At 53.0% G+C, this 13,843-nt stretch carries 14 protein-coding genes; 8 read left to right on the forward strand and 6 right to left on the reverse strand.

Annotation, left to right across the window (positions count from 1 at the left end; genetic code table 11):
• Positions 1–74: 74 nt before the first annotated feature.
• Positions 75–1,205, forward strand: a complete 1,131-nt coding sequence (locus MHI43_RS07305) for a YhcN/YlaJ family sporulation lipoprotein (protein ID WP_015733964.1) — start codon at positions 75–77, stop codon at positions 1,203–1,205.
• Between the two features lie 98 nt (positions 1,206–1,303).
• On the opposite strand, the gene nagA is transcribed toward MHI43_RS07305, so the two are convergent.
• From nagA to MHI43_RS07320, 3 genes are read right to left on the reverse strand one after another with little or no spacing between them, the layout of a single operon-like run.
• Positions 1,304–2,491, reverse strand: coding sequence for an N-acetylglucosamine-6-phosphate deacetylase (gene nagA / locus MHI43_RS07310; protein ID WP_015733965.1), 1,188 nt, complete (start codon positions 2,489–2,491; stop codon positions 1,304–1,306).
• The gene (nagB, locus tag MHI43_RS07315) at positions 2,488–3,216 is read right to left on the reverse strand and encodes a glucosamine-6-phosphate deaminase (RefSeq protein ID WP_009591745.1); all 729 of its coding nucleotides are present in this window, start codon (positions 3,214–3,216) and stop codon (positions 2,488–2,490) included. The genes nagA and nagB overlap by 4 nt, the downstream gene beginning before the upstream one ends.
• A 3-nt stretch (positions 3,217–3,219) precedes the next feature.
• Positions 3,220–4,095, reverse strand: a complete 876-nt coding sequence (locus tag MHI43_RS07320) for a MurR/RpiR family transcriptional regulator (RefSeq protein ID WP_015733966.1) — start codon at positions 4,093–4,095, stop codon at positions 3,220–3,222.
• 289 nt (positions 4,096–4,384) lie between these two features.
• Between MHI43_RS07320 and MHI43_RS07325 the strand changes: the two genes are divergently transcribed.
• From MHI43_RS07325 to MHI43_RS07355, 7 genes are all read left to right on the forward strand, one after another.
• Entirely contained in the window at positions 4,385–4,609 is a 225-nt protein-coding gene (locus tag MHI43_RS07325) for a LuxR C-terminal-related transcriptional regulator (protein ID WP_006208732.1), read from the forward strand.
• A 279-nt stretch (positions 4,610–4,888) separates the two neighbouring features.
• Entirely contained in the window at positions 4,889–5,161 is a 273-nt protein-coding gene (locus MHI43_RS07330) for a hypothetical protein (protein WP_015733967.1), read from the forward strand.
• 179 nt (positions 5,162–5,340) lie between these two features.
• On the forward strand, positions 5,341–7,113 hold the full coding sequence (locus MHI43_RS07335) for a sensor histidine kinase (RefSeq protein ID WP_015733968.1): 1,773 nt from the start codon (positions 5,341–5,343) through the stop codon (positions 7,111–7,113).
• Entirely contained in the window at positions 7,110–7,895 is a 786-nt protein-coding gene (locus tag MHI43_RS07340) for a response regulator (RefSeq protein WP_015733969.1), read from the forward strand. The genes MHI43_RS07335 and MHI43_RS07340 overlap by 4 nt, the downstream gene beginning before the upstream one ends.
• 115 nt (positions 7,896–8,010) lie before the next feature.
• Entirely contained in the window at positions 8,011–9,336 is a 1,326-nt protein-coding gene (locus MHI43_RS07345) for an extracellular solute-binding protein (RefSeq protein ID WP_036662587.1), read from the forward strand.
• A 99-nt stretch (positions 9,337–9,435) separates the two neighbouring features.
• Complete coding sequence (locus tag MHI43_RS07350) at positions 9,436–10,317, forward strand: sugar ABC transporter permease (RefSeq protein ID WP_015733971.1); 882 nt, start codon at positions 9,436–9,438, stop codon at positions 10,315–10,317.
• A 13-nt stretch (positions 10,318–10,330) separates the two neighbouring features.
• Positions 10,331–11,215: a carbohydrate ABC transporter permease gene (locus tag MHI43_RS07355; RefSeq protein WP_009591597.1), complete on the forward strand. Its 885-nt coding sequence runs from the start codon at positions 10,331–10,333 to the stop codon at positions 11,213–11,215.
• A 180-nt stretch (positions 11,216–11,395) separates the two neighbouring features.
• On the opposite strand, the gene MHI43_RS07360 is transcribed toward MHI43_RS07355, so the two are convergent.
• Genes MHI43_RS07360 through MHI43_RS07370 form a run of 3 tightly spaced genes read right to left on the reverse strand, consistent with a single transcriptional unit; the run spans position 11,396 to position 13,726 of the window.
• Positions 11,396–12,763, reverse strand: a complete 1,368-nt coding sequence (locus MHI43_RS07360; RefSeq protein ID WP_036662652.1) for a nucleoside recognition domain-containing protein — start codon at positions 12,761–12,763, stop codon at positions 11,396–11,398.
• Positions 12,732–13,478: a FeoB small GTPase domain-containing protein gene (locus MHI43_RS07365; RefSeq protein ID WP_036662590.1), complete on the reverse strand. Its 747-nt coding sequence runs from the start codon at positions 13,476–13,478 to the stop codon at positions 12,732–12,734. Before MHI43_RS07365 ends, MHI43_RS07360 begins: the two co-directional genes overlap by 32 nt.
• Entirely contained in the window at positions 13,475–13,726 is a 252-nt protein-coding gene (locus MHI43_RS07370; protein ID WP_015733973.1) for a FeoA family protein, read from the reverse strand. The genes MHI43_RS07365 and MHI43_RS07370 overlap by 4 nt, the downstream gene beginning before the upstream one ends.
• Positions 13,727–13,843: the final 117 nt, after the last annotated feature.

Genomic DNA, 13,843 nt, shown 5'->3' on the forward strand with positions numbered 1-13,843 from the left:
TCAGCATACCACTTCTGCCGCAAGGTCATCCTATACGATGTTAACACACTCATTATAGAGATGGAGGATGAATCATGATTAAATCCAAGGCCCTCAACCTGACCGTCTCCGCGGCATTACTGCTTAGTATGGCTGCAGTAGCAGGATGCGGTAACGCCAATGACGGTAACACGACACGTACGAACAATGTGGACGGTGGCCGTGTCGGTGTGAAATCCGTGCGTAATAATAACCTGCACGTGCGAAACACGCAGCAGCATGACCTGACGAACCTGAAGTACAGCAAAACGCTGTCCAAAAAAGTGTCAGATATCAGTGGTGTGGGACCTGCACATGTTTTCGTGACGAATCACACTGCGTATGTTTCGCTGTCCAAAGATGGCGCAAACACCAACAGTATTGACGGGCATGTCACAGGCTTGAGCACTCCAAACCGTTATACAGACGGCCGGACGACGACAGGCATGAACAGAACAAATGTTAGGAACCGTACGTTCGGAACTTCGAGCACGGGCAGTGTGGGCCTACTGAACAACATGGCTAGGGGTACAGAACGTGTCGTGGGAAATACCACGCGTGCTGTAGAAAACACAACAGGGCTTGGTCGCACGGCTGATAACCGTGGCTTCGGTGTAAATGGAACGACAACCCATGGCGGATTTGGGGGCAGCAATTATAATACGTTAAACGGAACACGTACGAATGGACTTATGGGTACTAACGGCACACGTACTGACGGACTTATGGGAACGCGCACTGATGGACTTATGGGTACTGACGGTTTACGAACCAACAGCCTTACAGGAACTAGGGGAACGACTAATAACACCTATATGGGAACAGGCATCAATGGCGTTCCTTATGGAACTTACAACAATAACAACATGGGTATGATGAGTACTCGTGAAGAGGTTCCTCAGCATGTTCATAATGAAATAACGAACAAAATTCGCAAAACCGCTCCACATATCAGTCAAGTATATGTTTCCGCAGATGAAGGATTTTATCAGCATGCCCGTCGTTTTGGAACGGATGGTCGTGCAGCGAACACGGTTGGTACGCTTTCGCGCGATTTCGGCACATGGATTAACCGCGTATTCCCGCTTCATGTTGGCGGTCGTGACGGAATGAACGATACCCGCGGCAACCTGATGAAGAATGATACGGATGACGGTTGGTTTGGCGGTAATCGTAACAGCCGGTAAAACTTCAATACCAAAAGGAGCTGCCCTTTAGGATGTGAAAATCATCCCTAAAAAGGCAGCTCCTTTCCTATATTTGCTATAGGTCATGATCAATCAGATTAATGTTTGCGTTGTCCTTGAATCCAGACGCCTTGAAGCTCCAGGTCGCTGGAGAGCACCAGTACGTCGGCAAGTTTGCCGGACTCAAGGGATCCGGTGCAGTCATCGATGCCGATTTTTCTGGCGGGATTGAGGCTTCCGACCCTGGAGGCCTGCTCAATGCTCAAACCGACCTCTCGGACCAGCAGCTGGAATCCTTTGATCATCGTCAGCGTGCTGCCAGCCAAGCTATCCTTGTTGCTCTTGAGCGTGGCGATGCCGTTCTCGACAACGACCGGCAGATCGCCAATCGTATATTCGCCGTCAGCCATACCGGTAGCGGACATCGCATCGGTGATCAGAATCAGGTTGCCGTCCTGTTTCATGCGGGCCAGAATCCGAATGGCAGCCGGGTGAACATGGATGCCGTCGGCGATGATTTCGCAGCTTAGGCGATCATCGCCCAGCATCGCACCCACCACGCCAGGCTTGCGGTGATGCAGTCCTGTCATCGCATTAAACGTATGCACGCCATGGCTCAGTCCTGCCTCAACGGCGGCCTCCACTTCCTCGTAGGTAGCATCCGTATGACCCAGTGCGGCCACGATCCCGTGGCTGCTGAGCCAGGAGATAGCCTTCAGCGCTCCTTCGCGCTCCGGTGCCAGGGTCACCTGGCGGATCAGATCCGGGTATGTGGACACCCATTCTTCCAGCCAGTCGATATTGGCATGGACGATATGCTCCGGATTTTGTGCGCCTGGCCATTTCGGACTGATGAAAGGACCTTCCAGATGTGCGCCTACCAGTTTGGTATAAGGCATGCCTTGGCTGCGGTAGTCGTTAACTTCCCGAAGCACATGGTCGATGGCTGCCTTCGGCGCCGTCATCGTGGTGGCGAGCATGGACGTGGTTCCCTGGGAGCTGTGGAATGACGTGATTTTATCCAGGACATCCTTACTTGCATCCATGAAATCTTCGCCGTTGCCGCCGTGCACGTGGATATCAATAAATCCGGGAATAATGTAGCCGTCGGGTTGGTTGATCACTTCCGCTGCAGCCTGTTTAAGCTCGGCGGGGAGCCCGGAAACATCGCCGGCGTAAGCAATGTCCTTACCTTGGATCGCCAGCACGCCGTCTGCACAGAAGCCGTCTGGCGTCAAGACTTGACCGTACAACAATTGGACCGAATCTTTGCGTTCGCTGCTCATACCAGCAGTCTCCCTGCGCCTTGATCCAGAAGGACGACAACGTTCGGATGACATTGAAGCAGCGATGCCGGACACTCTGTGGTAATCGGCCCCGTCAATGCGCGGTGTACGATTTCCGCTTTATCCTCTCCTCGAACGAGCAGAAGAATTTGGCGGGCCTTCATGATGGTGGCAACGCCCATGGTAATCGCGTGCGTCGGGACATCGTCCAGGGTTGGGAAGAATCTTGCATTGGCGTTGCGTGTTTTTTCTTGCAGCTCAACCACATGGGTACCGCCGCTTAAGGATTCGCCAGGCTCGTTGAAACCGATATGTCCGTTATGTCCAAGGCCGAGGAGCTGAAGATCAACCGGGCCGTATTCTTCGAGCATTTTGTCGTAATTCAGGCATTCTGCTTCCGGATCGGCAGCATTGCCGTTCGGCACATGGGTGCGATCCATCTGGATGTCGACATGATTGAAGAACTTCTCATTCATGAAAGTGCGGTAGCTCTCGGGATGATTCTCCGGAAGGCCTACATATTCGTCCAGATTATATGTCGTGGTTTGGGCGAAGCTGACCAGCCCCTGACGGTTCATTTCAATCAGCTTGGCATAGAGCCCAACCGGCGTGCTTCCCGTAGCCAATCCAAGCGTGGCGCGCGGATTAGTGTGCAGCAGGCTGGAAATCAGGTTAGCGCCTGTTTGCACGAATTGTTCTTCGTCGCGGAATGTGTAAATATTCATTGGTTATTGTCCTCCTCGGCTTTTGCGATAATTTTGAACATTAAGATATGATTGCTCCAGTCGGGGGACATACGTGGAGAAGTCCCGGCTGGCCATTCCCATGAATAGGATGTCTATAATGTGAAGCTGAGCGATACGCGAAGCCATATCACCCCGGCGCATTCCTTCCTCGAGCGACGATGAATACAGCGTAATATCCGCGAGGGCGGAGATCGCGCTGCTCCGGTAAGAGGTGATGCTGATCGTGAAGGCGCCGGCGTCTTTGGCACAGGCCAATGCATCGATGGTCTCCGGCGTTTCGCCGGAGTAAGAAACGGCAACGGCCACATCGCTTGAGGTCAGTGTGGAGGCTGACGTGATCTGCATATGGGAATCCGCAAAAGCGGTGCAGTTTTTTCCGATCCGGATCAGCTTTTGGTAAAAGTCCTGCGCCACGATGGAAGAGGTCGCCACGCCGTACAGATCAATGCGTTTCGCGCGGCACAGGGCATCCACGGCACGCTCCAGCTGACCGAGATCAAGCAACTCCGTCGTATCCCGGATGGAAGTCAGATGATTGGATTCGATCGCCTCGACGATCCCGGCCAGCGGGTTGCCCGCCACGATGTCCTGATAGCGCGTGTTTCCCGTGCGCGAGGCCATTTCGGCATGAGCGATCTCGGCCGCAAGCTTGAGCTTAAAATCAGGATACCCCTTACACTGAAAATTCTTACAAAAACGAGTTACGGTGGCAGCGCTGACCTCGCACTGATCGGCAAGATCCTTAATGCCCATATGCACAATCTCGGATGGGGCTGTCAAAATGAATTCCGCGAGCCGTCGTTCCTGACGGGGCAGACTTTCCTTTTCGACAGAAATAATATGCAAGATTGGTGTCATCACAAGCCTCCTTTAAGGTTCCCGGTGAGCTTATTGCCTGGGCATAACGAATGGGATTTCGTTCTGAAAATTATTTTTAAAAATATGAAAAAAATAAGAAAATAATTTTTACACCCCCATCATAGACCAACAAGCGGTGGGAAGCAAGGATAAAAATCGCTGATACGGGCCAAACGCCCAATTTATTCGCCTCTTTCGCACCTTCCCCCTTGATCTTACATAAGATGAGTTGACTGTATCCCTTAACCTTGTTAGACCACACATACCCGGGCAAGGAGGGGTGACACCATTGAAGGGGACCGACCATAACAGCAAGTTCTTGTTAACCCACCGTGAACGCGAAGTGTTTGAATTGCTTGTGCAGGACAAAACGACTCGCGATATCGCCGGGCAGTTGTTTATTAGCGAAAAGACGGTGCGTAACCACATCTCCAATGTCATGCAGAAATTAAACGTCAAGGGCCGTTCGCAAGCTGTCGTTGAGTTGATAAAACTCGGTGAGTTGAAGATCTGACACCATGCCGGTTGCATGAACGAAAGCACAGCGAAAGCCTTCCTTCCCGTTAGCTCGGGAGTGAGAAGGCTTTTTTGTGTTTCGGCTCCAAGAATCCGGTTATCGAGGGTGACGGATAATGAGCAGGAACCTCTATTAACAATGAAGATATGGTAAAATGTTGGCAGTTGGTGTTGGAGGCAGTGACGATCGTTTGGGTCGAGCTTGGAATGCAAACCTGCATATCGTTTTGTAGCTGTTTTGTACAAATAGCCTGCACATGTCGGAGGTGGAATAAACATGGGATGGATGATCGGGATTACGGCCGGAGCCGTTCTGGTTCTCTTGGTATTGATAGGGTTTGGACGCAAGCGAAGCAGCGGAAGAAAGGGCAATGTCATCCAGCTGAAATCCAAAACGCGATCGAGCAGCGGGCAGCGTGGACAAGCCTGCAGCAAGTGCCGCCGCAAGCGACCGCTGACCTTTTATGCGGATGATTCCGGTGCCGTAAGAGGGCTGTGCACCGATTGCAAAAAGGAGCTGGGTCGTCATCAGGAATTGTATCCCGTATAGCGGAAGTTTCAGCGGTATATAAGAGGAAGTGCGAGGGAAAAATAACCTGCCCGCACTTCCTCTTTTTATAGTAATAAAGTACATATGGCTTCCGCCCCTGCAGATGAGCGAGGACTCCCTAACTTCTTCAAGATTGTGTATAGTGAATTACAGTTCCAAGCGAAAGGGAGGGTAAGCACGTGAACAGGTTTGGCAGGCTGAATACGCTGCGGAATCAAATCTTCCTCGGGTTTATGCTGGTGATGATCATCGTGTTGGCATTAGTCGGGGTTTTTGTATATGACCAGGTTTCCGCCCTTCTGCGCAACAGTGCCGAGAAGCATATCCAGCAGACGGCCGTGCAGGCCACGGGCAAGCTGGATGCGCTGCTTAAGCAGGTGGATACGCTGACGGCCCAAGTGTCCACGAACGCAACGGTTCAGCGTTATCTCGCGCAGGAGACCGCAGGTCATCCGATTACGTTCGGAGAACGGCAGTCCCTGCAGCAGGAGGTTCGCAAGTATGAGGCATACGCTACGGGCATCCGGTCGCTTGAATTGTATACAACGGATTATCGGCGGCTGTTCCCGCTCGACGAAGGCAGTTTGACCAGCCGGGTCGGGGTCGATTGGATTATAGCGGCTGACAAGGGCATGGGGAAGCTGGTTTGGTTCGGCCAGGATCCCCGGGATCCCGACGTAGTGGTAGCGGTACGACGAATCCGGTTGATCGACCATTCTTTTATGCATGGCGGGTACCTGCTCGTGAAGCTGGAGAAGGATTATTTTGCGCTGACGGATTCCGCGGGCGGCATGGGCAGCGATTCGCGTGAAACGATGGGGCTGTTTGATCAGGCGGGCCATGAAATCTCGTCGGATTTTGCGACGGCGGTGGATTCGAGGGCGGTTCTGCACCGCGAAGGAGAGACCGTTACGGTCGGCGATGAGGACTATATCGCCGTACAGAGGCAGTCTGCGGCAACGGGCTGGAATTTGGTCATCCTGACGCCAGTAGACTATACAACCGAAGGGATATCGGTGCTGCGGACCGCGATAATCGTATCCGGAGGCGTCGGTGCGCTGCTGTTTCTGATCTTGAGCTTTATTCTGACGACGATGATCATCAGGCCGATTCTCAATTTGATCAAAGCCATGCGCGGCGTGAGGCTGGGAACGCTGAAGCCCATTGCCGTCACCTCGAAGACGATGGAGATCAATGAGCTTAACAATTCGTATAATCAGATGGTGGATTCCCTGAACGAATTAATCGAGGTCGTGTATCAGAAGGAGATCATTCAGAGCCGGACGGAGCTTAAAGCGCTGCAGGCGCAGATCAATCCGCACTTTCTTTTTAACACCTTGGAAGCGTTTTACTGGGCGCTCGACGATCAAGGCGAAGAAGAACTGGCCCAGATCGTGGTCGCCATGTCGGGATTATTCCGCTACGTCATCAATCGCAAAGACGAGGATGAATGGGTATCGGTGCGGGACGAGCTGGATCATGCCGAACGTTATTTGATGATTATGAAAATGCGGATGCTCGACCGGTTATCCTGGAGAATCGAGGCGGACGAAGCCAGCAAGAACGTGCCGATTCCAAAGCTGCTGATCCAGCCGATCGTGGAAAATGCGATCCTGCACGGCGTCGAGCAGCGACTGGGGCCAGGCACCGTCATTGTGCGCGCGCAAGCCTCCGATCAACCGGGTTACACGGTTGTTTCGATTGCCGACGACGGACCCGGGATGGACGAGGAGACCGTGGCCTCGTTATATTCCTCCATGGAAAAAGGGTATGCGGAATCCGCTAAAAAGAGCGGTGTCGGCATAGCCAATGTCGAGCAGAGAATCCGGCTGTATTACGCTTCCGAGCAGGCTGGCCTGCGCATTCACAGCGTGCTCGGTCAGGGGACGACCATTTCATTTCAAATACCGAACGATTTCCCGGCTATCGACGGGGAGGGGGAGAAAGCATGAAAACGATACTGATCGTGGATGATGAACCAAGAACGAGGGAAGGGGTAGGAAAGACCCTGGAGGCGTGGTCGTCCGGCCGATGCAACATCGTGACGGCTACAAGCGGCGTAGAGGCGCTGGAGTGGCTGCAGGAGCAGGTGGCGCATCTGGTGGTAACGGATATCCGCATGCCGGAAATCGGGGGGCTGGAGCTGATTGAGCGATTGCATGAACTGGAGCATCCGCCAGTCATTATCGTCATATCCGGCTACTCGGAGTTCGACTATGCCCGCAAAGCGCTGCAATACGGGGTCGTGGATTATCTGCTGAAGCCGCTGGATAAGCGGAAGCTGGTAACCGCGGTTGAATCGGCGCTGGAACGGCGGGAAAAGATCGATCGGATTGAGCGGATGGAGAAACTGGTCGACCCCAAGCTGCTGGAGGCGGCGCAGCAGGATAAGGGATACAGCGTCCAAGTGCAGGAAGCGCTGAAGTACGTGGATCAGCATCTTCAGGAACCGGTATCGCTGAAGGAAGTGGCGGAGGTGCTTCATCTGAATTCCAGTTATTTCAGCGTGCTGTTCAAAGAGCAGACCGGGCTCACGTTCAGCGAGTATCTGACGCGCCGCAGGGTGCAGCGGGCCAAGGAACTGTTGGCGGGGACGCCGCTGCCGATCTCGGAAATTGCGGAGAAGGTCGGATACCAGACGGCAAAATATTTCGTGAAAGTGTTCCGGGACCTTGAGGAAGTAAGCCCAAGTCAATATCGCCACAGCGTTTCCGATAGCGGAGAGGAAATCTAATAAAAGTGGAATTAGTCCCAATCATTATGACCTTATACAATCTTCCCCTCACTGATAAAATTTGATTAAAGCGGTTTCATAACGCGAACAGCATACTAGAAAAGGGGTTGTAAACGTGTTCAATAAAAAATGGACGGTTCTGCTTTTGACATTATGTCTCGCTCTGGTTGCTGCCGGCTGTGGATCGAACAGCAGCAGCACGGGAGAATCGGGCAACGCTGGCACTGGCAGCGAAGGCGATAAAGTTACGGTAAACTTCATGCACTTGTGGCCGGCGGGCGTCTCCGCGGGACAGAACAAAATCGTGAATCAGATCATCGAAGAATATCAAAAAGAGAATCCGAACGTGACGATCAAACAAGAAGTTTTGGATAATGAGCAGTACAAAAACAAACTGAAGGTGCTTTCCGCATCGAACGAGCTTCCTGACGTAGGAGTGACCTGGGCAGCCGGATTCCTGAAGCCGTACGTGGAAGGCAACCTGTTTGCACCGGTCGACGATGTGCTGGACGGCCAGCTGGGCGACAAGTTCGTGGCGGGCACGACCGAGGCTTATGCGATTGACGGCAAAACGTATGCGCTTCCACTGGAGTTCAATATCGCTCCGGTTTATTACAACAAAGCGATATTCGAACAACACAACCTGGAGATTCCGCAAACCTACGAAGAATTCAAGACGGTCGTGAAAACGCTGTCCGATAACGGAATTGCTCCGATCGCGCTCGGCAACAAGGATCGCTGGACCGGTTCGCTCTGGTACATGTACCTGGCAGACCGGATCGGCGGACAAGAAAAGCTGGCCGGTGCAATCAGCGGCTCGGGCTCCTTTAAGGACGAATCGCTCGTCAAGGCAGCCGCCGAAGTTCAATCGCTGGTTGATAGCAACGCGTTTGTCAAAGGCTTCAACGGCTTGTCCAATGAGGAAGCGAAGTCGGAATTCCTGAACGGCAAAGCGGCCATGTACATGATGGGTACCTGGGAACTCCCGAACTTTACGACAAATGAAGAGATTCCGCAAGAATTCCGCGACAGCGTCGGATTCTTCAAATTCCCGACCGTCGAAGGCGGCAAGGGCGATATTAACAGTTGGGTAGGCGGACCGGGCGTAGGCTTGTTTATCGGCGAAAACTCGAAGGTGAAGGAAGAGTCCAAGAAATTCGTGGAGTATTTCGTGACCAAGTGGGGCGAGCAGTCGGTAACGGGCGCGGGCGTCATCCCGGCAACCAAAGTGGATACCTCGACGCTTGAGCTTCCACAGTTGTACATCGATCTGTTCGATGAAATGAACAAAGCTAGCAGCATTACCTTGTTCGCGGATGTTCAAATGCAGGCGAATGCCGCCGAAACGCATCTGAACATGATCCAGGCGCTCTTCGGCAAAGCCGTCACACCGGAGAAATTCTCCGAAGAGCATGACGCAGCGATTTCCAAAGGGAACTAAGACTCTGTAGGACAACAAAGAAACGGGACCCTGGTTTATCCGGCAGCGATGCCGGATAAACCTTTCCTCAAGACCATAGGAAGAAAGGAGTCGGACACTTTGGATAAAGTGATGTCCAACAAAAAAATCATCGCGCTGTATGTTCTGCCTGCACTGCTTGTAATTATGGCTGTCGTGTATATTCCGATCATACTCACCGCCTATTACGGACTGAACGAATGGAACGGAATCGGTGCGATGACCTTTATCGGGCTCGATAATTATCAGGCCCTGCTCTCGGACGGCAAGTTCTGGGACAGTGCATGGCACTCCCTGCTGTTAGCCGTATTCTCGGCTGCAAGCCTGATGATTTACCTGGCCGTGGCGATGGTGCTGGCCTCCAAGATCAAAGGCGCCAACCTGTTCCGCAAAATCTATCTCATTCCGATGCTGCTGTCCTCAGTTGCCATCGCGCAGCTCTGGCTGCGCATCTATCACCCGACGAACGGGATCGTGAACAGCTTCCTGGAGTCCATCGGGATCACGAACCCGCCCGCATGGCTAGCCGAACCGTCGCTTGTATTATTTGCATTATTTATTCCGATTCTGTGGCAGTATGCCGGTTTTTATATCCTGATCTATTATGCAGCCTTGAAGAATATCCCGGCTTCGCTGGTTGAAGCAGCTAAAATCGATGGGGCAACCTCCTTCCAAATCGCGTTCCGAATCAAGCTTCCGCTCATCATGGAAGTGATCAAGGTAACGATCGTGCTGGCGGTGGTAGGTTCCTTGAAATACTTCGACCTCATCTTCGTCATGACGGACGGGGGGCCTAACGGCGCGAGTGAAGTCATGGCGTCCTACATGTATCATACGGCTTTCCGCGCTTATGATTTCGGTTACGGCAGCGCGATCGGGTTCTTCCTGCTTGTGATCTGTCTGATCGTAACGTGGGTCATTCGGAAATTAACAGCATCGAAAGAAACGATCCAATATTCATAAGGAGGGATGCTTCATGATATCCGGAGCCACAGGACAGCTCCAAGAAGGGCGCGCCCGTTCCGGAAACGGAGCGGGCGGCAAGATTGGATACGCGCTGTTGTACATCGTGCTGATCGGCGTAGCCGTATTCCAGCTGTTCCCGCTCGTATGGCTGCTGTTGTTCTCTTTGAAAAACAATCAGGAAGTATTCGATCTTCCGCCTCTGTCCCTTCCGATGAATCCGCGCTGGGAGAATTACGAGAAGGTATGGAGCGCCGGCAACATCAGCGTTTATTTTCTGAACAGCGTGTGGATCACCGTTGTCGCGACTGCGCTTACGGTCATTCTGGGAAGTCTCGTCACCTTCGCGATTACGAGAATGAAATGGAAGGGCAGCTCTTTCGTGCTCGGGTTGTTTATGGTGGCCATGATGATTCCGGTTCACTCCACCTTGATCCCGCTGTTCAGCATTTTTAACAAGGTCGGTTTGACCGATCATCCGGTTTCTTTGATATTGTCGTACGTGGCTTTCAATATGCCGATCACGATCATGATTCTGCTCGGATTCTATTACACGCTGCCGAAGGAAGTGGAAGAGGCGGCGGTCATGGACGGCTGTTCGGTTCACCGGGTCTTCTTCCGGATCGTGCTTCCGATGACGGGCTCGGTGCTGGCGACGACTGCCATCATTAACATGATTTATAACTGGAACGAATTTATCTTCGTGAACACGTTCATCAGCTCGGATATGTTCAAGACGCTGACCGTCGGCGTCCAGAACTTCATCGGTCAGTACACGACCGATTGGGGCGCTATCGGCGCAACCCTGATGATCAGCATTTTGCCGATCCTGCTGATGTTCCTTTTCCTCAGCGATCGTATCGTGGAGGGCATTGCGGCGGGTTCTGTTAAAGGTTAAGTTTCATCGAATAAAAAAATCGAGCCGTTCCAAGGGATTTCTTGGAGCGGCTCGTTTTCTATTGCATAATGATTAGCTTGCAGGGCCGCTTGCCATTAAAAAAGGCATCCCAAGGTTAGATTAACCTTGCGGATGCCCCGTACATGATGAAACTAACTTTTGCCTGCCGAAGCCTGTCGTTTAAACCCATCCCAATGCCCGCGCCGCCTGGGCGACCAGGAAGGTCACGCCGATGGCGATGGCCGTCGGAATGGCAAAGGACAGGAACGTCCACTTCGCGCTTTTCGTTTCCTTCCAGATGTTGACGAGCGTGGTTCCGCAGGGGTAATGGAGCAGTGAGAACAGCATCATGTTCAGCGCGGTCAGCCAGGTCCAGCCTTGGTCCAGGAAGATTTGCTTGAGGGCAAACATATCCTCCACCTCCGTCAGGGATCCTGTTGCCAAATATCCCATCAGCAGGATCGGCAGCACGATCTCGTTCGCGGGAAGCCCGATGATAAAGGCCATCAGAATGAAGCCGTCAAGTCCGAGCGCGCGTGCAAACGGGTCAAGGAAGCTTACAAAGTGAATCAGGATGCTGGAATCCCCGACGTAGATATTGGCCAAAATCCAGGTCAGCACGCCTGCGGGCGCTGCAACGATGATGGCTCTGCGCAGGACATAAATCGTTTTGTCGAGCGTAGACCGGAGTATGGTATTCAGGATTTTCGGTTTGCGGTATGGCGGCAGCTCCAGCGTGTAGTGGGAAGGAACGCCTTTCAATGCCGTCTTCGATAATCCCCATGACACCGTAAGCGTGACAACGACGCCGATCAGCACCATGCCCATGACAACGGAGGCGGTCACGAGCGTCTGGGCTCCTCCCGAAAAGCCGGCCGCCATGAACAAGGAAGCCAGCAGGATCAAGGTCGGCCAGCGACCGTTGCAGGGCACGAAGTTGTTGGTCAGAATGGCGAGCATCCGCTCCCGCGGCGATTCGATAATCCGGGTCGACATAATGGCGGCCGCATTACAGCCGAATCCCATCGCCATGGTGAGGGACTGCTTGCCGTGCGCTCCCGTTTTTTTGAACAGTCGGTCCAGATTAAAGGCTACCCGCGGCAAATAGCCGTAGTTCTCGAGCAGCGCGAAGGCCGGGAAGAAGATGGCCATGGGAGGCAGCATCACGCTGACAACCCAGGCGGTTCCCCGGAACAGCCCGAGTATCAGCACGCCATGGAGCCAGTCGGGAGCATGGATGGCCTGAAAAGCCATGGTCAGGTATCCTTCAACCCAGCCAAAGAAACTGGCCAGCATGGAAGAGGGCACGTTTGCCCCGGCGATCGTCAAGTAAAAAATAACGCCGAGCATGGCCAGCATGATCGGGAATCCCCACAGCTTGGAGGTGAAGATGCGGTCCAGCCGCTCGGAACGGTACAGCAGCTCCCGGTTGGTCACGGTGACGGCGTCGCTGCACAGCTCCCGGGATTTTTTGAATAACTCGCCCACGATGTCTTCCCGGACATCCTCAACCTGATCAGAAGGAATGGCCGCTGTTAGAGCTTCCAAGCGCTTTAGCTGTTCCAAGTGAAATCCCCCCTTTATCCGCGGCCTTTAATCTCTCTTTCAGCGTCGCAATCAGCTTGCGGTCTCCGTCGAGAAAGCGGATGGCCAGCCATCTGGCCGGATATTCGTCTCCGACAACGTCTCGTAATTGGGACTCTAATCCCGAAATTTGCGCCTCCAGCTGTTCGTTGTATCTCATCCGGTAGGGCTTGGTCGGAGTCTGTCCCGAGGACATCAACAGCAGCTGTTCGGACAATACGTCCAGCCCCTCGTTGTTTCTGGCGGATATGGGAATGACGGGAACGCCGAGCTGATCCGCCAGCTTGCGCGCGTTAACCTGAATTCCTTTTTTCTTCGCTTCGTCCATCAGATTCAGGCAAACGATGACGCGGTCGGTCATTTCCAGCACTTGAAGGGCCAGGTTAAGGCTGCGCTCCAGCGCGGTTGCATCGAGGACCAAAAGGGTGACGTCCGGTTTCTCGAAAATAATATAATCGCGCGCCACTTCTTCATCGGCCGAGTTGGAGAACAAGGAGTACGTCCCGGGCAGATCGATGAACTGGAAGCGGGCGTCTTTGTATTCGTAATGGCCGCTCGCGAGACTGACCGTTTTGCCGGACCAGTTGCCGGTATGCTGCTTCAAGCCGGTGAGCGCATTGAAAAGCGTGCTTTTTCCCGTGTTCGGGTTGCCCGCCAGCGCGACGGTATACGTTCTCATGATGATATCACCTTACCCCATATTAACTGGCTCTCTTCTTTTCTTAACGCAATGACGGTGCCTGCTACTCTATAAGAGGTAGGATCTCCGAGCGGGCTGGCCTTCAACACTTCGATGACGGAACCCGGAACGAAACCGAGGTCCAGAAGCCGCCGTTTATGTTCGCCGCGGATATCCACCTGTTCAATCAAAAATCGCTCTCCGAGAGCTGCCTGATGCAGATGCTGCCGATGTTTTGTCTCATCCATAAAGTTTAACCTCTCCCTAATAAATTGGGCCGAGCATATATTGTTTCCTTGAAGCAACTTTATGCCTATAGTATGACCGAATGTGTGTATTGTCAACTGGATTCATCAGATATTTAT

Origin of the sequence: Paenibacillus sp. FSL H8-0457, assembly GCF_038051935.1 — a bacterium.
In the GTDB taxonomy this organism is placed as follows: domain Bacteria; phylum Bacillota; class Bacilli; order Paenibacillales; family Paenibacillaceae; genus Paenibacillus_AQ; species Paenibacillus_AQ lautus_A.

What these genes read in the sequence shown, in the direction of transcription:
- MHI43_RS07365 (WP_036662590.1), bottom strand. Translation starts at nt 13,478, where the DNA reads ATGAGAACGTATACCGTCGCGCTGGCGGGCAACCCGAACACGGGAAAA.
- MHI43_RS07305 (WP_015733964.1), top strand. Translation starts at nt 75, where the DNA reads ATGATTAAATCCAAGGCCCTCAACCTGACCGTCTCCGCGGCATTACTG.
- nagB (WP_009591745.1), bottom strand. Translation starts at nt 3,216, where the DNA reads ATGAATATTTACACATTCCGCGACGAAGAACAATTCGTGCAAACAGGC.
- MHI43_RS07330 (WP_015733967.1), top strand. Translation starts at nt 4,889, where the DNA reads ATGGGATGGATGATCGGGATTACGGCCGGAGCCGTTCTGGTTCTCTTG.
- MHI43_RS07355 (WP_009591597.1), top strand. Translation starts at nt 10,331, where the DNA reads ATGATATCCGGAGCCACAGGACAGCTCCAAGAAGGGCGCGCCCGTTCC.
- nagA (WP_015733965.1), bottom strand. Translation starts at nt 2,491, where the DNA reads ATGAGCAGCGAACGCAAAGATTCGGTCCAATTGTTGTACGGTCAAGTC.
- MHI43_RS07320 (WP_015733966.1), bottom strand. Translation starts at nt 4,095, where the DNA reads ATGACACCAATCTTGCATATTATTTCTGTCGAAAAGGAAAGTCTGCCC.
- MHI43_RS07340 (WP_015733969.1), top strand. Translation starts at nt 7,110, where the DNA reads ATGAAAACGATACTGATCGTGGATGATGAACCAAGAACGAGGGAAGGG.
- MHI43_RS07370 (WP_015733973.1), bottom strand. Translation starts at nt 13,726, where the DNA reads ATGGATGAGACAAAACATCGGCAGCATCTGCATCAGGCAGCTCTCGGA.